This window comes from Steroidobacter agaridevorans, from assembly GCF_009932555.1.
Taxonomy (GTDB): domain Bacteria; phylum Pseudomonadota; class Gammaproteobacteria; order Steroidobacterales; family Steroidobacteraceae; genus Steroidobacter; species Steroidobacter agaridevorans.
The window spans coordinates 211,252-232,068 of the sequence record NZ_BLJO01000009.1; the positions used below are offsets into that span (position 1 = coordinate 211,252).

The window sequence follows — 20,817 nt, forward strand, 5'->3', positions numbered from 1 at the left end:
TCTAATTGAGTCTTCTCCGCCTAGGAAGAGGCAAGTGGGCCGGCCGGCCGGTCGGCGCCCGCCGACATCCCAGCAGTCCCGCCAGCAGAACTAGCAGAATCCAGTCGACCGAGCCGCCGCCGCCGCTCTTGCCACCGCCCTGAGTGCCTCCGCCTGCGCCACCGCTGTCGCCGCCGCTGGGTGTGGCGAGGCGAAACGCTGCGGTCACGCTTTGGGCGCGATCCATGGTCACACTGCATGAATTGCCGAGCCCGGTACAGGCGCCAGACCAGCCCTCGAAGACCGACTGCGCATCTGCGGCTGCGGATAACGTCACCAGGCTGCCCGGATCGAAGCTCGCGCTACACGTGGGGCCGCAGCTGATTCCAGCGGGACTCGATGAGACCGTGCCCTGGCCCGCGCCCGCCTTGGTGATTGTGAGCGTGACGGGCGGCTGAGTTGGGAAAGTCACAGCGACGTTCCTCGCTTCGCTCATGATGACGGTGCAGGTCGTGGCCGTGCCACTGCATGCGCCGCTCCAACTGACGGTGCGATCGCCGTCCGGCGTGGCTTGCAACTGCACGACGGCATTCGGCTCGAAATACTGCGAACAGGTGGCGCCGCAGTCGATGCCGGCCGGCGTCGAGGACACCGTGCCGCCGCCGCCCGGGATCTGGATCTGCAACAACGGCTTCAGAACAAACAACGCGGACACCGATCGAGCGCTGCTCATGGTGACAGAGCAAACCAGCGCGGCGCCGCTGCACGCCCCCGACCATCCGCTGAACACGGCGTTGGGACCGGGTTGAGCGGTCAGTGTCACCACATCGTTCTCATCGAAAGCTTCACTGCAATCGGCCGGACACGAGATTCCCGCGACGTTCGAAGTGACCGAGCCAGGGCCCGTCACGCTCAACGCCAAACCATAGCCACCGAACACTGCACGCGTAGCGGTGTACCCGGCGACAGTCAGCGTGCACGGGTTGCCCTGCCCTTCGCAGGCACCGATCCAGCCCTGGAATCCCGCGTCGACCGTGGACGTAGCGGTCAGCTGCACGTGGCTGCCATTCGCGAACAGACCAAGACAGTCGTCGCCGCAATCGATGCCGGATGAATTGGAGCTCACCCGCCCCTCGCCGTCGATCGCGACCGCCACGAAAGAATGACCCGGAAGATTCTTGCCCGACTGGTAATAGCCGCGATGTTGCGGACCTTCCAGCTCCTGGCCCCACTCGACAGGTCCCGAGCTTGCAGCCCCGCCCAGGTCGTACGCCGCGACCTTCGGCAAGTAACCGTTGCGACCGTCCCATAGATTGGCGGTCACCACGATGTCGTTGCGACCGTCGGCGTCGAGGTCCGCGATCGCCGGCGTGATGGTCTGCTGGTTGTAGTACACGAAGCCCTGCGCCAACGTCTTTGGCGTGCCCGCGGCCGGCGTGCCGCCACGATTCAGCACATGAAGCGTGCCCTTGGCAGTCGCGACGATCTCCGGAAGGCCGTCACCATCGACATCGCCCACCACGGGTGCGGAGATGGCGGTGCTGTTACCCGAAGCCCCCGTCAACTCGACGGGCCATCCTGGCAAGGTGGCGCCATCGCCCGCATACGCGCCCACGTAGTAATAAGAGCGCCCCCAGTACGAGTCGAAGTACGAATAGGACAACACTATTTCCGGGATGCCGTCCTGAGTCAGATCCGCGAGCGCGCCACCACGAAGGCCGTAAGCGCCCTGCGCGACTTCGATGGTGCGTTCCAATTCGCCACGTGGCGAGTAGATTTGGATCACGCTCCGCGCGCCGCCGGAACTCGTTACGTCGCCAGTGGCGCAGGCCAGTTCGATGACGCCGTCGGCGTCGACGTCACCCAAGCCGATCGGCTGGCACGGCTGCGGCGTCGACACTGGAAACCCGGGGGCGATACTGCCGTCGCTGCGCAGGGCGATCAGCGCATGCCAGGTGCTGGAGCTGCGCATCAGCACCAGTTCAGGGCGGCCATCGAAGTCGAGATCGGCTGCGAGCGGCGACATCACCCCTTGCGGGCCTATTTCTCCGACCGGGTCCGGGCGCAGGGGGAAGCCCGGCACCAGCGAGCCATCGCTGCGATAAGCGCTCAGCTCATAATCCTGTTCGCCGTGGAAGAGCTCGTCCAGGCCGTCTCCGTCGACGTCCACCAACGTCGGCGCGCTGGTCATGAAGTTGCCGGACATGCGCGGCCAGCCCGGCATCAACTGTCCGGAGCCGAAGTAAGCCTCGACGAGATGCGGCAGGATCGGATCGTAGACGGACGAGGTGCCGTCATCGGTGAACCCGCCGGCCACTTCGAACTGGTCGGCGCCCGCCGCCAGGTTGCCAGCCGACAAGGTGCTCATGACGAAGGGTCGGCCCGCGCGGGCCAGCGGCCAGCCGCTCAGGGGCTCACCGGTGGCTTTCCAGGCGTAGGTGGGTCCGTGCGCCACGCTGGTGGTGACGATTTCCAGATCGGGGCTCGCATCCAGATTGGCGACCAGCGTGGTCAGGTTGGCGTTGTACGTGCCCGCCTGGTGCAGCGTCTTGACCGGAAACCCCGGCTTCAAATGCGCATCGACCGTGACCGCCAACGTATCGGCGACGATGCTCCCTTGCCGGAAGATCTGGCCGGGAAAGCTCAAGATGTAGTCGCCGGCTGCGGTGGGCGTCCAGGCACTCGAATAGATGCCGTCGCCAGCCGCGAGATCCGCACCGACGCCGTCATCCGCCAGCGCGATGGAAACATTGCCCGGATTGACGGTCACCGACACGGCGCCGCGTGGGTTTTCGCAATCGATGTTGAGCACCGCGAGGGTCAACGGCACGCCGAGCCAATAACGGTCGATGATCACCGGCGCGCGCGGCAGCAGACGCCTGGTCGCGACCGACGAGTTACACGTCAACGCGCCATATGCATTCACCCGCCGCCGGCTCGCGACGGGCCAACCGAAGTCCGCCCAGCCAGCCTGATGATCGGAATAGTCTCCGCCGGCCAGCACGCGATTCTTCACGCCGCGCCAATCGAGCGCCGGCATCGCGGACTTCACCAGCGCAATCACTCCGGAAACATGCGGCGTCGCCATCGATGTACCGGTCTGCACGCCATACAGATTGCCGGGCAACGTGCTCAGCACATCCTCGCCGGGAGCTACGATGTGAATGGTGTGATCGCCGACATACGACACCCTCGCCATGATGTCCCGATCGTCGCTCGCGCCGACGCAGATCACGTTCGGCAAAGGGTACGCGCAAGGAAACATCGAGCCCGCTTCGAATAGATGGGAGTCGTCGATGCTCTGCGGAGCGGTGCTGGTCGAATTGCCCGCGGCGGCCACGAACAGGATGCCACGTTGCTGCTGACGGGCGATCGCGTCATACAGCGCGCGCGAGTAGATGCCCTCGCCCCAGGAATTGTTGGTCGCGACGATGTTCACGCCGCGATCGTGAAACGACGCGATGTAGTCCAGACAGGCAATGGCGTCGCCCACGCTGCCCGAACCATTGGCGTCGAGGAACTTGCAGGGAAGCACTCGCGCATGCCACGCGACGCCGGTGACTCCGATGTTGTTGTCGCCGACGGCGGCGATCAGCCCGGCCACATGCGTGCCGTGGCCATTGTCGTCCATGGGATTGGAATCGCCGTTCACGGTGTCGATGCCATGGCAGTCATCGACGTAACCGTTGGCATCGTCGTCGATGCCATTCGTATTGCAGTCCGCGGTGTTGCTGAAGATGTTCGCCGCCAGATCCTGGTGCGTGTAGTCGACGCCCGAATCGAGCACGGCGATCACCACGCTGCTGTCGCTGGTGGTGATGTCCCACGCTTCGGTCGCATCGATGTCCGCATCGGCGACGCCACCGCTTTGCCCGATATTGTGCAGCGGCCACTGCGCCGTGAAGCTTGGGTCGTTCGGCGAGCGCTGCGCACGCACGATGTAGTTGGGCTCGACGAATTCAACGTCCGGATCTTCGCGCAGGGCAGCGATGGTCGCGGCGGCGGAAACGCCAGGCGCCACTTTCACCCGCTGCAGGCCGGGCAGCGACTTGAATGATCGCTGCGATTGGACGGCGGCACCGAACTTGGCGCGCGCGCTGCTGTAGGCCGCACTCGATTTGAACTTGACCAGCAACTCGCCCGCGGCCACCGCCGGTTCATGGGCTTGCGCCGATGGCGCGTCGACTTCGAGCGTGAGATTGCCGTCTTGCCCGCGGACGACGAATGGGTTGTCTGCGGCGGCGGCGTTCAGCACGGGCACCTGGCCTCGAGCGCCGCTCGACCTTGCCTGGGCGCCGGCGCCCGATGACGATTCAGAGCCGCCCGGCGAACACCCAGCCATCATCCCTACCACCGCGAGCGCGCACAGTGGCTGAGCAAACCTTAACCAAGGCATGACGGTCCGTTCCTTTTTGTTCCCTGATGGCCGCACTGCAAGCATGCCAGCAGGCGTAGGCAATTCAACCTCCTGCTTGCATAACCTGGCGGGTCGAGGGAATCCGCTTGGCGGCGGGGCTGCGAATATCCCGCCGTGCGAACCGCAGCCCTCGTCGCGACCCGCGCTCCTGGCGGTGAACGCAAGGCGTTCAGGAAGGTCCAACCCCTGACGCTTTACAGCCTCCCCGGCCCGCACCACACTGCTTGCTGTGAAAATCCCCTCCTTCTCGACGTTCAAGGCACTGCTGTGCGCCACCGTGGCGTCCCTGGTCATGGTCGGGGGCGTGAGTCATGCCGATCCGGAGGATTTGCCCGACATCGGCAACCCGGCGTCGACCATGCTGACCCTGGAGGACGAGTACCAGATCGGCCGCATGATCGTGCGGGGTCTGCGGGACCAGGACCAGATCCTGGAAGACCCGGAAGTCACCGAGTACATCCGCGCGCTGGGCCTCAAGCTGTCCAGCCAGGCGCACGATGGCTCGCAGCGCTTCAACTTCTTCATGGTCCGGGACAACACCATCAACGCCTTCGCCTTGCCGGGCGGGTTCATCGGTGTGAATTCCGGCCTGATGCTGAAGACCGAGGACGAGAGCGAGCTGGCCGGCGTGCTGGCGCACGAAATTGCACACGTCACCCAGCGGCACATTGCTCGCAGCATTGCCGCTCAGAGCCGATCGAGCCTCGTGTCCACCGCGGCCATGCTGGCGGCGATTCTGGTCGGTGCAGCGGCAGGCGGTGGGGATGCCGCGATGGCGGGCGTGGCGGCGGCGCAGAGCCTGGCCATCCAACAACAGATCAGTTTCACGCGCTCGAACGAGACCGAAGCCGACCGTGTCGGCCTGGGATTTCTGGCGCGCTCGGGCTTCGACCCGAATGGCATGCCCAGGTTTTTCGAGACCATGAGCCGACTCGGTGGCAGCAGCGAGTTGAACATTCCCGAAATGCTACGCACGCATCCGGTGAGCCACACTCGAATTGCCGAGACGAAGGAACGCGCCGCGCAGCTCGACGTGGCGCCGGCTCCGGAGAGCGTGAGCTATGCGCTGACGCGCGAACGTCTGCGCGTGCTCTCGACGCCGGCGGGCGAAGATCCGCGTGCGTATTACGCCGCCACCATCAACAACGAGCCCGATGCGACGCCGGCGCAGGTGTATGGGCAAGGGTTGGCATTGATGATGGCCGGGCAACCTGCCAAGGCCGTGCCGGTCTTCGAGCGGCTGCGTTCGGCCGATCCGACCATTCTTCAGTACCACACGGCGTTGGGTCAGGCGCAGTTGCAGGCCGGCGATGGCAAAGCCTCCCTGCAAACATTGAAGCGCGCGACGGAGCTGTTCCCGCGCAATGTCGCCGTCACGATTCGCTACGCCGAAACGTTGATGCAAACGGGCGATTCCAAGAAGGCCCACGAGATCCTGCTCGATCTGTTCAACACCGTGCCGCCGACACCGGAGCAGGCGAAGCTCACGGCGCAGGCGGCGAATGCCGCGGGCGACGTGGCCGATTCGTACTACTACATGTCGGAGTACCACATCCTGAGCGGCGATCTGTTGCTGGCCGTCAATCAGCTGCAGCTCGCTCTCGCCGTGCCGAAGATCTCCGAAGTGCAGCGCGCGCGCTTCGAAGCCCGTCTCGACGAAATTCAGCAAGCATTGCCCAAGCGGGCCGCCCGCCGGCCCATCGAAGCCAGCAACGGCGACGGCCGTCGACGCGCAAATTGATACAATCCCCGCACCCACCGGGTGTGTTCTGGTATTGCCACTGGCCGAGCGCAGCCCGCTCGCGATTGATTTCGCCGGCTCGCGGCGTCCACCTGATTTTGTTTGTTTGAAGGATTCACGACGCATGTCCACGTTACTGCGCGCTGCGCCCCTGTTGCTCGCCCTCGCTGTCGCCGGATGCGCCAGCGCTCCAGGCCGCACTACCAACAAGGAGAGCTTCGAAGGATTCAATCGCGGGGTGTATAAGTTCAACGACACCGTCGACAAGGCGGCGTTGAAGCCGGTCGCCAAGGGTTACCGCAAGGTCACCCCGGGATTCGTTCGCGCCGGCATCGGCAATGTGCTGAGCAACCTCGAGTACCCCAGCACCTTCGTCAATCAGTTCCTGCAAGGCAAAGTGCTGCTGGGCTTGAAGGACACGGGCCGTTTCCTGCTCAACAGCACACTCGGCGTCGCCGGCATCTTCGACGTGGCCACGCCGCTCGGCCTGGAAAAGAACGACGAAGACTTCGGCCAGACGATGGCCGTCTGGGGCGTGCCCTCCGGCCCATTCGTGAATCTGCCCTTGTTCGGACCTTCCTCCATGCGTGACGCCCCCTCTCGCGTCGTCGACTGGTTCAGCAACCCGCTGCAATACACCGACCTTCCTTGGGAAGCCGAGTGGAGCGTGCGCCTCATCAACCCCATTCACACCCGTTCGGAGCTGCTGCCGCTGGACGAAACCCTCCAGCGCACCTACGACCCGTACGCCTTCATCCGCGACGCCTGGGTCCAGCAACGCGAATTCAACATCTTCGACGGCAACCCACCGCCGGAAACGCTGGAAGATGTGCTCGGCGAAGAGCCGGAAGAAGGCGAAGCGGAAGAGACGCCTGAAGCTCCGCCGCAATAAGCAACGATTGCTGCTGTACTGACGAAAATCCCGGCCTTGGCCGGGATTTTCATTTGGGGGAGATCGTCGACCTCAGGTCACGCCGCGCGCTTTGGGCTGACGACAACCCGTGTGCGCAAGCCGATCCGATCTGCGATATCCACCAGCGAATCCAGCGAAAAAAGATTCAAGCGGCCGCGCATCAAGTCGGAAACGCGAGGCTGCGTCACCCCGATCAACTCCGCCGCCTTGGCTTGGGTCAACTTGCGAGCGCGCATCCTTTCGATGATCTCGTTCGCCAGCTCCGCCCGCAGCTTCATGCTCGCAGCTTCGGCCCCGGAGTCCTCGATGGCGTCCCAAACAGACGCAAAACGCTTCTTGGTCATTGCCGCTCCTTCAATAACTCGCGGTAGCGCTGTTCCGCCAGATGGAGATCACGCCGCGACGTGGCCTGCGTCTTCTTTTGGAAACAATGCAGGACGTAGACCGCGTCCTCGAACTTCGCCACATACAGCACTCGAAACGCGCCCGAATCGTCCCGAATTCGAATCTCGCGGACGCCCGAACCCACTGTCGACATTGGCTTCCAATCGAACGGCTCCAGGCCCCGCTGCACTCGATCAAGCTGGAATCCAGCCGCGCGGCGCGTGTCCCTGGGAAACTCTCGCAGACAGTCCAGCGAATCACCGCAGAACTCGATGGGCTTCATGCAACGCCCTCACTATACAAATTCTTGTATAGACCGGCAAGGCGATCAGCATCGCCCCCAGCGGATCAGGTACACGGAAATGAAGGGGCGCTTACTAGACGCGCGCGCGACGAGCAAACCAGGGCGTGATTCGAGCGATGGCATCTTCGACTTCCGCGGTCGAGACGGCGAAGCTGAAGCGCATGTAGTGGTGGCCTTCGACGGGATCGAAGTCGACGCCGGGGGCGGTGGCGACGCCGGTGTCGCGGAGCAGGGATTGGCAGAAAGCGAGGCTGTCGTCGGTGAGGTGGGCGATGTTCGCGTAGATATAGAACGCGCCATCGGGCGGCGCGATGTTATTCAAGCCGAGCTTGGGTAGCGCCTCCAGCAGCAACTGGCGATTGCGCGCATAGGTCGCGAGATATCCTTCCAGTTCGTCACGGCAATCCATTGCCACGAGTGCGGCGTGCTGGCTCAGGGACGGAGCCGTTAGAAACAAATTGCTCATGAAGGCGCGGGCGCGAGGCAGATGTTCCATGGGGACGAGCAGCCACCCGAGCCGCCAGCCGACCATGCTGAAATATTTCGAGAAGCTGTTGACGATGCGCGCGTTCGGCTCGAACTCCAGCATGGAGCGAGCCGGGCCGACGTAGCTCAGGCCGTGATAGATCTCGTCCGAAATGATCGTGATATTGCGCTCACGACACACGCGTGCGATCGCCTCCAGCTCGGCGGGCGCGATGATGGTGCCGGTGGGATTGGCGGGGCTCGCGACGATCACACCTTGGGGCGCGGGATCGAGCGCGGCCAGACCGGCCGCAGTCAGCTGGAAGCGCGACTCGGGCCCGCAAGGAATCTCCACCGGCGTGAGATGCAACGCGCGCAGCGTGTTGCGATAGGCGACATAGCCCGGCCGAGCCAGTGCAATCCGGTCGCCGACATGAAATGTCGCGTTCAACGCGAGTGTGAGCGCCGGGGACGCGCCGCACATCAGAATGAATTGCTCAGGCTCGATCTTGACGCCGTAGCTGTCGAGATAATGCCTGGCCAGACGCGCCTTGAGCGCGGTGCTTTCCCAATAGCCGCCCGGATCGCTGTCGAGCACCTGATGAGCTCGCTCGATCGCGGCCCGAGGCGCGCCGGTCGACGGCTGCCCGAACTCCATGTGAATGACCGAGCGGCCCTGAGCCTGCAGCTCGTGTGCGAGGCGGCTGATGACGAGGGCGTTGAACGTGTCGACTTGGGAGAGCATGCGGGCACCGGCCTGCTGGCGGAGCCCCATTATGAACCAATCGGGATGAACCGATCAGGCGCGGGCAGCGCCGTTGCCGTTCAGCAGATTGTCGACTTCGCTGATACGAGCCAGCGCCGCGATCTGGGGCGGTACATTCTTGAAGTGAATGGTTTGCTGACGCTGTTTCGCCAGCCGCAGCCATTCGATCAGCAACGCCAGGCCGGCGCTGTCGCCTTCGGGCACATTCGCCAGATCGATCTCGAGCGATGCGCCCGCCTCTTTGAAGGCCGCCTCGCTGCGCTTGAGCAGGTCGGTCGCGGTGTCGGCGTCGAGCGCGCCGTAAACCTTGAAGCGCCCGTTGCCGAGCGCTTCAAGTCTGGCGGGACCAGGCGTTTGAGCCGGCTTCGCGTTCATTACGCTGGATTGGCCTTTTCAGTCGGCTTTTTGACCGTGCCGCTCGCGACCTGCTGCTCCAGACGCTGGATCACGGCCTCCAGGCCCTTCTGGTCGATCTCGGCGCCGAAGTCGGTGCGGAACGATTTCACATACGACACGCCTTCGATCTGCACGTCGTACGCCTTCCAGCCGCTGTCGGTCTGACGCAGCGAGTAGTTCACCGGCACGCGGCTGCCATTGTCACGACGGATCTCGGTACGCACCGTCGCCACCTTGTCGGCCGGGTTGCCCTGGAACGGCAGGATCTTCAGACGATCCGGCGTGAACTCCAGCAGCGCCTCACCGTAGTTCTGCAGCAGCGACTGATAGAACGCCTCGACGAAGCGCTTGCGCTGTTCCGGCGTCGCCGTGCGCCAGTGTTTCGCCAGCACCAGCTGCGCGGAATACGCAGTATCGAAGTACGGCAGCATGTTCTTATCGACCAGCTCCCGCACCTTGCCCTTGTTCTTGGCGTACTCGGCGCGGTTGGCGTCCAGATCCTTGAGCGTGTCGTTCGCGACCTTGGAGACCAGCTCCTGCGGCCCGAGCTTGGCTGCGTCCTGTGCCTGCGCGGAGCCTGCGAACAGACCCAGCGTGGCGACCAGCGACAACCCTGCCGCGAGAATGTTTCTACGACTCTGCTTCACGAAGATACTCATTGCTTCGCTTCCTCCGTCTTGTTCTGTCCGCCCTCGGCGCCCTGCTGGGCCTCGTCCGAGTTGTCGCGCTTCATGAAGCTCGCGACCAGCTGATTGATCAGGTTCTCCAGCACCAGCGCGTCCTGCACCAGCGTGATGCGGTCGCCGCTCTTCAGGTACTCCTCGGAGCCGCCGGCCGTGATGCCGACGTACTGCCCGCCGAGCAGGCCCGAAGTCATGATGGCCGCATCGCTGTCATTCGGAATGCGGTTGTAGTTGGAGGCAATCCGCATCTTCACAACGGCTTTGTAAACATTCTGGTCGAAGCCGATGGAATCGACCCGGCCCACCGTGACGCCGGCCATCGAGACCGCGGCGCCCGGCTTCAGGCTGCCGATGTTCTCGAACTGGGCGGTTACGTCGTAACTCGCGCCATCGACCGAGAGTTCACGGTTGGTAATCTGGGTAACCATGAAGAACAGTGCCGCAAAGCCCAGCAGCACGAATAATCCGGTCGAGATCTCTACAGCGCGTGTCGAACGCATAATCGCTCCGCAAGGTCACAGCATTACAGCTGTGATCATGTAATCCAACATCAGGGTCAGCACCGCCGAAATCACCACGGTGCGGGTAGTGGCGCGGCCCACGCCTTCGGCGGTGGGAATCGCGTTGTAACCTTCGTACACCGCAATCAGGTTGCACGCGAGACCGAATACGCAACCCTTGATCACACCCTCGGCGATGTCGTTCAACTCCACGCTGGCGCGCATTTGCGACCAGAACGAGGCCGAATCCACGCCGAAGTTCTGCACACCGACCAGCTGCACCCCGAAGATGCCGATGGCGATGAAGACGACGGTCAGCAGCGGCATCGCGATGACGCCGCCGATGAAGCGAGGCGCGACCACACGGCGCATCGGGTCGACCGCCATCATTTCAATCGCGGTGAGCTGATCGGTCGCACGCATCAGGCCCAGTTCGGAAGCGAGCGCCGTGCCCGCACGACCGGCATACAACAAGGCGGTCACGACGGGGCCAAGCTCCTTCACCAAGCCAAGCGCGCCCACGGTGCCAAGCGCATCCTCGGACCCGAACCGCAGCAGCGTGTCGTAGCCCAGCAAGCCGAGCACGGCGCCGACGAACAAGGCGCAGGTCATGATGATGACGAGCGACAAAGCGCCGGTGTTATGGACTTGCGCGACGATCAGGGACGGGCGCAGCAGCGCGGCCGGAATCTGCCCGAGCAGCCGGCCCAGAAACAAGGTTACGCCGCCGACCGCCGCGGTAAAGTCGCCCGCACTGTCCGCCAGCTCTCGCACGATTTTCATTCGGAGTCCGCCAGCAGCTGCTGCTGATAGTCAGCCGCCGGATAATGAAACGGCACCGGCCCGTCGGGCAGTCCGTTGAGGAATTGGTTGACGATTTCGGACTGGTGACCTTTCAATTCGTTCAACTTGCCGGCCGCGGCAACCTTGCCGCCGGCGATGATATAGCTGGTGTCGGAGAGGCCCGAAAGCTCATGCACGTCGTGCGACACGACGATGCTGGTGATGCCGAGCGCGGCGTTCATGTGACGCACGAGGCGCACGATCATGCCCATGGAAATCGGATCCAGACCGGTGAACGGCTCGTCATAGATCAACACTTCGGGATCGGTCGCCATGGTGCGCGCGAGCGCGACGCGGCGATTCATGCCACCCGACAACTCCGCCGGCATCAATTGCGCGGCGCCTCGCAGGCCGACGGCCTGCAACTTGGTGAGCACGATGTTTCTAATCAAACATTCCGGCAGATCGGTGTGCTCGCGCAACGGGAACGCGACGTTCTCGAACACGCTCATGTCGGTCAGCAGCGCGCCGTTCTGAAACAGCATGCCCATGCGCCGGCGCAGCGCGTACAGCTCTCGCGTCTTGAGCGTCGAAACATTGATTCCGTCGAACAGAATCTCGCCGCGCGTCGGCTTGATCTGGCCGGTCACCAGGCGCAGCAGTGTGGTTTTGCCAGTGCCGCTCGGTCCCATGAGCGCGGTAATTCGGCCGCGCGGAATCGACAGATTCAGGCCGGAGAAGATGCTCCTGCCGCCGACCGAATAGTGCACATCTCGAATCTCGATGAGCGATTCGGAAGCGGCGGCAGGTTGGGCGGAAGACACATCGGTGCTAACAGCAGAGACCATTCACGACCCCGATATGAACACGCGATGCATTGTCTCCGCCCATACTTACGGCAGGCTTAAGCAGCCTGCTCCGAAGCGGCGGTGTAGCTGCCGTTGCGCGCATCGCCATTCAACTTGGCGCGGCGAGCGAAGGCCTTCTGGCCAGCAGCGAACTGATCCGGCTTGCCACCCCAGGCCTTCAGCGCTTCGTCCTGCAGAGCACGGCCGTACGAGAAGGTGAGCTCCCAAGGCAGGTTGCCGATCTTGTTCATCAGGCTCAGGTGCTCGGTGGCTTCGGCGGCGCTCTGGCCGCCGGACAGGAACGCGATGCCCGGCACCGCGCTCGGCACGAAACGCTTCAACGTGCGCACCGTGGCTTCCGCAACCTGCTGGCGGCCGGCGCGCGCGGTGTTCTTCTTGCCCGAGATGACCATGTTGGGCTTCAGGATCATGCCTTCGAGATGAATGCGGTGTGAATCCAGCTGCTCGAACACCGACTTGAGCACGGCGCTCGTCACTTCCTCACAACGCTCGATGGAATGATCGCCGTCCATCAGCACTTCCGGCTCGATGATCGGAACGATGTTTGCTTCCTGACAGAGCGCGCCGTAACGGGCCAGCGCATGCGCGTTCGCGTCGATGGCGAACTGGGTCGGAATGTCCTTGGCGATGTCGATCACGGCGCGCCACTTGGCGAAGCGGGCGCCCAGCTTGTGATATTCGGCCAGACGCTCGCGCAGACCGTCGAGGCCTTCGGTGATCGTTTCATTGGGGAAACCGGCCAGCGGCTTCGCGCCCATGTCGACCTTGATGCCCGGCACGACGCCGAGCTTGGTCAGGTACTGCGAGAACGGCGTGCCGTCCTTGGTCTTCTGGCGCAGCGTTTCGTCATAAAGAATGACGCCGCTGATGTACTTCGCCGCATCGGGCGTCGTGAACAACATCTCGCGGTAGGTACGGCGCGCTTCCTCGGTCGATTCGAGCTGGATGCTGTCAAAGCGCTTCTTGATCGTGCCGCTGGATTCGTCAGCCGCCAGGATGCCTTTGCCTTTTGCAACCATTGCGCGCGCAATCGATTCGAGCTCAGTGCGATTCATACAGTCCTCCGCCTTCAGGGGTGAGCTTGCGCGCGACTCGACGCCCGCGACAGCGTCGGCCCAAACGGCAAGCCTCAAGTTTTGGGGGGCGTAGGATAGCAAATCGCCTTCAGCTCCGGCCGGTACAAGTGTTGTAGCGGAACGACAACGTTGGACTGCGAGGCCGCTGGCGGGGTTCCTGCCGGTAAAATTGACGCAATCCGAGCTCAACCCTGTCTCGGGGTTCTCACGGGCTTGCATTGGGACTAGAATGGTCCCATATCCTCCACCGAACCTCTCGATGGAATTCCCATGCTTCGCATTAGCAAGCTGACCGATTACGGCACGGTGATTCTTGCCCGGCTCGCCGGGCAGCCGGACCGCTTGTGGACGGCGACGGAAGTCGCCGAGGCCACCCATATCGGGCTGCCCACCGTGAGCAAGCTGCTGAAAAAGCTGCAACGGAGCGGTCTGGTCATCTCGACGCGCGGCAGTCATGGCGGTTATCAACTGGCGCAGCCGCCGGGTGAAATCACCGCCGCCCGCATCCTGGATGCGCTCGAAGGGCCCTTCGCCATCACCGAATGCAGCGGCTCGCACAGCACCTGCGGCCTCGAGTCGAAATGCGCTGTCGGCCATACCTGGCAGAAGGTCAATGCCGCCATCCGGCGCGCGCTCACCGACATTTCGCTGGCCGAGCTCGCCGGCACGACTCACGGCGTCACGACGACCACCGTCCCGCTGACCCGGCTGCTGCGCGCCTCGCACGATTAATTTTTGGGTTGAAGTTAGCAATGGCAAGCAATCCGCAAACCGATCCGACTTTGGAAGCCCTGGTCGCCCAGAAATACCGGCACGGCTTCGTCACGGACATTGAATCCGACACCGTCCCACCCGGCTTGGACGAGGACGTCATTACTTTCATCTCGCGCAAAAAGGGCGAGCCGCAATTCATGCTCGACTGGCGCCTGCGCTCGTACCGGCACTGGCTGACCATGAAAGAGCCGCACTGGGCGCACCTGCGCATCCAGCCCATCGACTATCAATCGATTTCCTACTATTCGGCGCCCAAGCCCAAGGCGGATGCGCCCAAGAGCCTGGAGGAAGTCGATCCGAAGCTGCTCGAGACCTACGACAAGCTCGGCATTCCTTTGCATGAGCGCGCCCGCCTCGCCGGCGTGGCCGTCGACGCGGTGTTCGACAGCGTGTCGGTCGCGACCACGTTCAAGGAACGTTTGCACAAGGCCGGCGTGATCTTCTGCTCCTTCTCCGAAGCCGTGCAGAAATATCCGGAGCTGGTCGAGAAGTATCTGGGCAGCGTCGTGCCCTATACGGACAACTACTTCGCGACACTGAATTCGGCGGTCTTCACAGACGGCTCGTTCGTCTTCGTGCCGAAAGGCGTGCGCTGCCCGATGGAGCTCTCGACCTACTTCCGCATCAACGCGGCGAAGACCGGTCAGTTCGAGCGCACGCTCATCGTCGCCGAGGAAGGCTCGCATGTGAGCTATCTCGAAGGCTGCACGGCGCCGATGCGCGACGAGAATCAGCTGCACGCGGCCGTCGTCGAGCTGATCGCGCTGGAAGGCGCGCAGATCAAATACTCGACCGTGCAGAACTGGTATCCGGGCGATGAGAATGGCGTTGGCGGCATTTATAACTTCGTCACCAAGCGTGGCGAGTGCCGTGGCGCGAACTCGAAGATCAGCTGGACTCAGGTCGAGACCGGCTCGGCGATCACCTGGAAGTATCCGAGCTGCATCCTGACCGGCGACAACTCGGTCGGCGAGTTCTACTCGGTGGCCGTCGCCAACAATTATCAGCAGGCCGACACCGGCACCAAGATGATTCACATCGGCAAGAACACGCGCAGCACGATCGTGAGCAAAGGCATTTCGGCCGGCCACGGCCAGAATGCGTATCGCGGTCTGGTCAAGGTTCTGCCGAGCGCCATCAACGCGCGCAACTTCACTCAGTGCGACTCGCTGCTCATGGGCGACAAGTGCGGCGCGCACACCTTCCCTTACATGGAAGTGCGCACGCCGACCGCGAGCGTCGAGCACGAAGCCACCACGTCGAAGATCGGCGACGATCAATTGTTCTATTGCCTGAGCCGCGGCATCTCCGAAGAGGACGCGGTGAACATGATCGTCAACGGCTTCTGCAAGGCCGTGTTCAAGGAGCTGCCGATGGAATTCGCCGTCGAAGCGCAGAACCTGCTCGCCGTCAGCCTCGAGGGATCGGTTGGGTGAGCGCGGATGCCTTTTCGAGGACACTTAACGTGTCCTCGAACCGCGCGAACGACAGTACACGGATGTACTGGCTGGCTGAGGCTCCAGGGACGGCTGCTTGAGATGAGTTACTAAGGTATCAATGCATGCTGACCATCAAGAATCTTCACGCGCTCGCCGGCGAAAAGCAGGTGCTCAAGGGTCTCGACCTCGAAGTGGGCGCGGGCGAAGTGCACGCCATCATGGGCCCGAACGGCTCGGGCAAGAGCACGCTTGCTCAGGTCCTCGCCGGGCGCGAGGGCTACTCCGTCACCGACGGCAGCGTCACCTATAAAGGTAAGGACCTGCTTGCCCTGCCTCCCGAAGAGCGCGCGCGTGAAGGCGTGTTCCTCGCGTTCCAGTACCCGGTCGAAATCCCCGGCGTGAACAACGTTTATTTGTTGAAGGCCGGCCTCAACGCCATTCGCAAACATCGCGGCGAGTCCGAGATGGACGCGTTCGAGTTCCTCACGCTGGTGCGCGAGAAGATGAACCTCATGCAGATGGACGAGAGCTTCCTGAACCGCGGCGTCAACGAAGGCTTCTCCGGCGGCGAGAAGAAGCGCAACGAGATCCTGCAGATGGCGGTGCTCGAGCCGGCGCTCGCACTGCTCGACGAGACCGACTCGGGCCTGGACATCGACGCGCTGCGCGTCGTCGCGAACGGCGTGAACAGCCTGCGTCGTCAGGATCGTGCGATCGTGATGGTCACTCACTATCAGCGTCTGCTCGATTACATCGAGCCGGACAAAGTGCACGTGCTCTCCGACGGCAAGATCATCAAGAGCGGCGACAAGTCGCTGGCGCTGGAACTCGAGAAGCGCGGTTATGACTGGGTGAAACAGGAGGCCGCGGCGTGAGTGCTGTAGGCGCCAAGAGCACTGCATCGCCCATCGAGCGGTACAAAGCCGCGTTCGATGCGCGATGGCAAGGCAATGACGAGCTGACAGCGCTGCGTCGTGCCGCGCTCGATCAGTTCCTGTCCACCGGCTTTCCGACGCAGCGAGACGAGGCTTGGAAGTACACGAACCTGCGTCGACTCGAAACACGCTCGTTCACGCCTGCGGATGCGTCGGCGCTCGATGCCCATCAGCCCGACTGGCTGACGACGGCGGGCACCCGCATCGTGTTGGTCAACGGCCACTGGCTCCCCGCCCTCTCCTCGCAGACGGCACAGCCGCCGGGCGTGACCGTGCTGACGCTCAAACAATGGTTTCAGCGTGAGCCTGCAGCCGTCGCCGCCTATTTGAAGGAACACGATCAACTCACCGGCAATGCGCTGGAGCAGTTGAATCTGGCGTTCTTCGAAGACGGTGTCGTGGTGAACCTCGCGGATAACGCAGTTCTCGACGCACCGATCTACATCGTGCACCAGTCGACCACTGGAGCCGCAGGCTGCATGAGCCATCCGCGCGTCATGGTTCGCGCTGGCCGGAATAGTCGCGCGACCATCATCGAGCACTACCTCGGTGCGAACGAGGCGGAGTACTTCACCAACGCTGTGACTCGTTTCGAAATCGCCGCCGGTGGCGCCATCACGCACTATCGAGGGCAGCGGGAAGCGCCTCGCGCCTTCCACATCGGTCACATTCAAACGAAGCTCGCGAAGGACGCGCGCTATTCCATCCATGACATCCAGCTCGGCGCGAGCCTGGGCCGCACCGGCATCACCGCGGTGCTCGAAGGCAGTGGCGCTGACGCGGCGCTGTTTGGTTTGCTTACGCCCATGGGCACTCAGCACCTCGACGCGCACACGCGCATCGACCACATCGCCCCCCACACGACGAGCGAAGAAGACTATCGCGGCATCGCCGGCGGCAAAGGCCGTGGCGTGTTCAATGGCAAGATCATCGTGCGTCCGGACGCACAGAAGATCGACTCGCGCCAGTCGAGCCGCAACCTGCTGCTCTCACCGACCGCCGAGATCGATACCAAGCCTGAGCTGGAGATCTACGCCAACGACGTGAAATGCAGTCACGGCGCGACAACCGGCCAGCTCGATGCAACTGCCCTCTTCTACCTGCGCTCGCGTGGCTTGTCGGAGTCCGACGCTCGCGCGTTGCTCATCCGGGCGTTTGCCGAATCCATTCTTTCGACCATCGGTCTCGAACCCGTGCGCGCGGCGCTGGAGAAGCAGATCGATGAGCGGTTCAAGCTAGCTAACGAGACCAAGGCATGAACGCAGCTGTTACAGCTACGCGGAGCGCGACTGCGCTCGATGTCGCCGCCATCCGGCGCGACTTTCCGATCCTGCATCAGACGGTGAACGGCAAACCGCTGGTGTACCTGGACAACGCGGCGTCGAGTCAGCGGCCGAAGTCGGTCATCGAAGCGATCTCTCGCTATTACGAGCACGATCATGCCAACGTGCATCGTGGCGTTCACACCCTGAGCCAACGCGCGACCGATGCTTACGAAGGCGCGCGTGAGACGATTCGTCGCTTCATCAATGCCCGCGACACGAAAGAGATCGTGTTCGTTCGCGGCACCACCGAAGCGGTGAACCTTGTCGCCCAAAGCTTCTTGCGGCCCGGCTTCGAGCCAGGCGACGAGATCCTGATCAGCGCCCTCGAACATCACGCGAACATCGTTCCGTGGCAGCTGCTGCGAGAGCAAGTCGGCGCAGTGCTGAAGGTCATTCCGATCAACGAACAGGGCGTCGTCGACTTCGATGAGTTCCAGAAGCTCATCGGGCCGCGCACCAAGTTGCTCGCGCTGGCGCACGTTTCCAATGCGCTGGGCACCATCGTGCCGGTCGAGAAATTCATCAAGGTCGCCAAACAGCATGGCGTGCCGGTGCTGCTCGATGGCGCGCAGGCCATTCCGCACACGGCGGTCGACGTGCAGGCGCTGGGTTGCGACTTCTACTGCTTCTCCAGCCACAAGATGCTCGGCCCGACCGGCATGGGCGTGCTGTACGGCAAGCGCGAACTGCTGGAAGCCATGCCGCCGTGGCAAGGCGGCGGCGACATGATTCTGTCGGTGTCGTTCGAGAAGACGACGTTCAATCAGCTGCCCTGGAAGTTCGAAGCCGGCACGCCGCACATCGCCGGCGCGATCGGTCTCGCGACCGCCATCGATTATCTGGAAAAGATCGGCATGGACCGTATCGCCGCCTACGAGAACGAGTTGCTCGAATATGCGACCGAGCGCCTGAGTGCTCTGCCGGGCCTGCGCATCGTCGGCACCGCGCCGGACAAGGCGGCGGTCGTGTCGTTCACGCTCGACGGCATTCATCCGCACGACATCGGCACCATCCTCGACACCGAAGGGGTCGCGATCCGTACCGGCCATCACTGCGCCATGCCGGTGATGGACTTCTTCAAGATCCCGGCGACGGCACGCGCATCGATGTCGTTCTACAATACGCGCGAGGAAATCGACCGGCTGGTGACCGCCCTCGAACATACTCGTCAGGTGTTGGGCTGAGCCTCGGACGACGACATGGACCTGAAAGATCTTTATCGCGACGTCATCGTCGATCACAACCGCCATCCGCGGAACTTCGGCAAGCTGCAGCCTGCCGACGTGCACGCCGACGGTCACAATCCGCTGTGCGGCGATCGCCTCACGATGTATGCCAACCTCAAGGGCGAGCACATCACCGATGTGAAGTTCGAAGGCAGCGGCTGCGCGATTTCGGTCGCATCCGCCTCGTTGCTGACCGAAGCCGTCAAAGGCAAGACCAAGTCGGAAGTCAAAGAGCTGTTCGATGACGTGCACGCGCTGCTGACCCAGCACGACGCCGCCGTCGATCCCGCCAGGCTCGGCAAGCTCGCGGCGCTCTCGGGCGTGCGCGAATTTCCGGCTCGCGTGAAATGCGCGAGCTTGTGCTGGCACACGTTGAACGCCGCCCTCGAGCGCGCCGCCGAACCGGTGACTACAGAGTAGTTATTTCTTTTCATGCACAGCCACGACAACGAACCTGTCACCCTACAGCGCGACGTCGAAGCCATCATGGTTCCCGCCGGCATCCCGGTGACCCTGCGCGAAGGCAAGACAGGCTTCATCACTCAGGCCCTCGGCGGCAGCTTCACGGTTTACGTGGAGGGCAACCTGTTTCGCATCGCCGGCAAGGATGCGGATGCGCTCGGCAAAGAGCCGAGCCTCGCGCCCGAGCTGCCGCCCAACGCCACCGACGAGGACGTGAAGCAGCTGGTGTGGGATCAGATGCGCACCTGCTACGACCCGGAGATTCCGATCAACATCGTCGAGCTGGGCCTGGTGTACACCTGTGACATCACGCATACGCCCGAAGGCGGTCGCGTGGCCGACATCAAGATGACTTTGACCGCGCCGGGCTGCGGCATGGGCGAAGTGCTGGTGCAGGACGTCAAAGACAAAGTCGAGCTCGTGCCCACCGTGACGCGCGCCGATGTCGAGCTGGTGTTCGACCCGCCCTGGAACCAGAGCATGATGTCGGAAGCGGCGCGGCTGCAGACGGGAATGATGTAATGACCTGGCATCCCGTGGCTCCCGCGGTCTCGATCGCGCCGGGCGACTACGCGCAGACCGAGATCGACGCTCAACTGATCGCCGTGTTCAATATCGCCGGCACGTTCTACGCGATCGACGATCTTTGCACCCACGACGGCGGCGAGCTGGCCGGCGGTGCGGTCGACGGCGACGTCGTCATCTGCCCGCGTCACGGCGCCCGCTTTTGCTTGCGCACCGGCGCGGCGTTGACGCCGCCCGCTTACGAACCTGTGCGGACCTATCCAACCCGCGTCAATGACGACGGTGTGGTCGAGATCGAAACCGACTAAGGAATCCCATGCGCCTCACTCTGCTTCGCCACGCCAAGACCGAAGCTCAGCATTCCGGCCAGGAAGATTGGGATCGCATGCTCGAACCTCGCGGGCAGAAAGATGCGCCGGAGATGGCGCGTCGGCTGCGTGAGCGCAAACTCAAGCCCGATCTGGTGATTACCAGCCCCGCCGTGCGGGCGCTGACGACGGCGCAGATCTTCATGCGCGAGCTGCATCTGGCGCCTTCGAAAATGCAGCAGGACGAGCGCTTGTATCTGGCCTCGCCGAAAGTGCTGAAGGAAGTCATTCGGGAGCTGGGCGGCACGGCGCAGCACCTGATGATCGTCGGTCACAATCCGGGGCTGACGGAGTTTGCCGATCGAGTTTCGGCCGAGCGGGAGATCGACAATATGCCGACGTGCGCGATCTATACGCTGGAGTTCGACATCGAGGACTGGAGCGAGCTGGAGTGGGATAGCGGCGTGAATGCCGAGCTGGACTATCCGAAGAACTGTAGTAGCTGCTAGGTCGCAGCCTCGCCTCCACCTCTCTCGACGATCACTCT

The 20,817-nt window shown here is 63.1% G+C and carries 21 protein-coding genes; 11 read left to right on the top strand and 10 right to left on the bottom strand.

What is annotated here, in order from left to right; translation table 11 throughout:
* Window position 1: 1 nt before the first annotated feature.
* Window positions 2-4,375: a S8 family serine peptidase gene (locus GYH35_RS28790; RefSeq protein WP_161830234.1), complete on the bottom strand. Its 4,374-nt coding sequence runs from the start codon at window positions 4,373-4,375 to the stop codon at window positions 2-4.
* Window positions 4,376-4,625: 250 nt separating this feature from the next.
* On the opposite strand from GYH35_RS28790, the gene GYH35_RS28795 reads away from it, so the two are divergent.
* Both GYH35_RS28795 and GYH35_RS28800 read left to right on the top strand, forming a co-directional pair.
* Window positions 4,626-6,137 carry a M48 family metalloprotease gene (locus GYH35_RS28795; protein ID WP_161830235.1) on the top strand — a complete coding sequence of 504 codons (1,512 nt, stop codon included), beginning with the start codon at window positions 4,626-4,628 and terminating at the stop codon, window positions 6,135-6,137.
* Window positions 6,138-6,261: 124 nt separating this feature from the next.
* Window positions 6,262-7,029, top strand: coding sequence for an MlaA family lipoprotein (locus GYH35_RS28800; RefSeq protein WP_161830236.1), 768 nt, complete (start codon window positions 6,262-6,264; stop codon window positions 7,027-7,029).
* A 77-nt stretch (window positions 7,030-7,106) separates the two neighbouring features.
* On the opposite strand, the gene GYH35_RS28805 is transcribed toward GYH35_RS28800, so the two are convergent.
* The 9 genes from GYH35_RS28805 to GYH35_RS28845 all read right to left on the bottom strand — a co-directional run bounded on the left by GYH35_RS28805 (window position 7,107) and on the right by GYH35_RS28845 (window position 13,255).
* Window positions 7,107-7,394, bottom strand: coding sequence for a helix-turn-helix domain-containing protein (locus tag GYH35_RS28805; RefSeq protein WP_161816024.1), 288 nt, complete (start codon window positions 7,392-7,394; stop codon window positions 7,107-7,109).
* Window positions 7,391-7,717, bottom strand: coding sequence for a type II toxin-antitoxin system RelE/ParE family toxin (locus GYH35_RS28810; RefSeq protein ID WP_161816025.1), 327 nt, complete (start codon window positions 7,715-7,717; stop codon window positions 7,391-7,393). Before GYH35_RS28810 ends, GYH35_RS28805 begins: the two co-directional genes overlap by 4 nt.
* A gap of 94 nt (window positions 7,718-7,811) precedes the next feature.
* A complete protein-coding gene (locus GYH35_RS28815; RefSeq protein ID WP_161830237.1) occupies window positions 7,812-8,948 on the bottom strand; it encodes a pyridoxal phosphate-dependent aminotransferase in 1,137 nt (378 codons plus the stop codon).
* Window positions 8,949-9,002: 54 nt separating this feature from the next.
* The gene (locus GYH35_RS28820; protein ID WP_161830238.1) at window positions 9,003-9,344 is read right to left on the bottom strand and encodes an STAS domain-containing protein; all 342 of its coding nucleotides are present in this window, start codon (window positions 9,342-9,344) and stop codon (window positions 9,003-9,005) included.
* On the bottom strand, window positions 9,344-10,024 hold the full coding sequence (locus tag GYH35_RS28825) for an MlaC/ttg2D family ABC transporter substrate-binding protein (RefSeq protein ID WP_161816028.1): 681 nt from the start codon (window positions 10,022-10,024) through the stop codon (window positions 9,344-9,346). Before GYH35_RS28825 ends, GYH35_RS28820 begins: the two co-directional genes overlap by 1 nt.
* Complete coding sequence (mlaD, locus tag GYH35_RS28830; protein ID WP_161816029.1) at window positions 10,021-10,548, bottom strand: outer membrane lipid asymmetry maintenance protein MlaD; 528 nt, start codon at window positions 10,546-10,548, stop codon at window positions 10,021-10,023. The genes GYH35_RS28825 and mlaD overlap by 4 nt, the downstream gene beginning before the upstream one ends.
* Window positions 10,549-10,563: 15 nt before the next feature.
* Entirely contained in the window at window positions 10,564-11,331 is a 768-nt protein-coding gene (gene mlaE / locus GYH35_RS28835) for a lipid asymmetry maintenance ABC transporter permease subunit MlaE (protein ID WP_161830239.1), read from the bottom strand.
* A complete protein-coding gene (locus tag GYH35_RS28840; RefSeq protein ID WP_161816031.1) occupies window positions 11,328-12,179 on the bottom strand; it encodes an ABC transporter ATP-binding protein in 852 nt (283 codons plus the stop codon). Before GYH35_RS28840 ends, mlaE begins: the two co-directional genes overlap by 4 nt.
* A gap of 56 nt (window positions 12,180-12,235) precedes the next feature.
* Complete coding sequence (locus tag GYH35_RS28845; protein WP_161816032.1) at window positions 12,236-13,255, bottom strand: class I fructose-bisphosphate aldolase; 1,020 nt, start codon at window positions 13,253-13,255, stop codon at window positions 12,236-12,238.
* Between the two features lie 291 nt (window positions 13,256-13,546).
* Between GYH35_RS28845 and GYH35_RS28850 the strand changes: the two genes are divergently transcribed.
* The 9 genes from GYH35_RS28850 (at window position 13,547) to GYH35_RS28890 (ending at window position 20,779) form a co-directional block, all read left to right on the top strand.
* A complete protein-coding gene (locus GYH35_RS28850) occupies window positions 13,547-14,008 on the top strand; it encodes an SUF system Fe-S cluster assembly regulator (RefSeq protein WP_161816033.1) in 462 nt (153 codons plus the stop codon).
* A gap of 20 nt (window positions 14,009-14,028) precedes the next feature.
* The gene (sufB, locus tag GYH35_RS28855; RefSeq protein WP_161816034.1) at window positions 14,029-15,486 is read left to right on the top strand and encodes a Fe-S cluster assembly protein SufB; all 1,458 of its coding nucleotides are present in this window, start codon (window positions 14,029-14,031) and stop codon (window positions 15,484-15,486) included.
* A gap of 125 nt (window positions 15,487-15,611) precedes the next feature.
* The gene (gene sufC / locus GYH35_RS28860) at window positions 15,612-16,364 is read left to right on the top strand and encodes a Fe-S cluster assembly ATPase SufC (protein ID WP_161830240.1); all 753 of its coding nucleotides are present in this window, start codon (window positions 15,612-15,614) and stop codon (window positions 16,362-16,364) included.
* Window positions 16,361-17,683 (top strand): Fe-S cluster assembly protein SufD, encoded by a 1,323-nt coding sequence (gene sufD, locus GYH35_RS28865; RefSeq protein ID WP_161830241.1) that lies wholly within the window; start codon window positions 16,361-16,363, stop codon window positions 17,681-17,683. The genes sufC and sufD overlap by 4 nt, the downstream gene beginning before the upstream one ends.
* Window positions 17,680-18,933 carry a cysteine desulfurase gene (locus GYH35_RS28870; RefSeq protein WP_161830242.1) on the top strand — a complete coding sequence of 418 codons (1,254 nt, stop codon included), beginning with the start codon at window positions 17,680-17,682 and terminating at the stop codon, window positions 18,931-18,933. Before sufD ends, GYH35_RS28870 begins: the two co-directional genes overlap by 4 nt.
* Window positions 18,934-18,948: 15 nt before the next feature.
* Entirely contained in the window at window positions 18,949-19,395 is a 447-nt protein-coding gene (sufU, locus tag GYH35_RS28875; protein ID WP_161816038.1) for a Fe-S cluster assembly sulfur transfer protein SufU, read from the top strand.
* Between the two features lie 12 nt (window positions 19,396-19,407).
* Window positions 19,408-19,959, top strand: a complete 552-nt coding sequence (sufT, locus tag GYH35_RS28880) for a putative Fe-S cluster assembly protein SufT (protein WP_161816039.1) — start codon at window positions 19,408-19,410, stop codon at window positions 19,957-19,959.
* Window positions 19,959-20,270 carry a Rieske (2Fe-2S) protein gene (locus GYH35_RS28885; RefSeq protein WP_161830243.1) on the top strand — a complete coding sequence of 104 codons (312 nt, stop codon included), beginning with the start codon at window positions 19,959-19,961 and terminating at the stop codon, window positions 20,268-20,270. The genes sufT and GYH35_RS28885 overlap by 1 nt, the downstream gene beginning before the upstream one ends.
* Window positions 20,271-20,278: 8 nt before the next feature.
* Complete coding sequence (locus GYH35_RS28890; RefSeq protein WP_161830244.1) at window positions 20,279-20,779, top strand: SixA phosphatase family protein; 501 nt, start codon at window positions 20,279-20,281, stop codon at window positions 20,777-20,779.
* Window positions 20,780-20,817 lie beyond the last annotated feature (38 nt).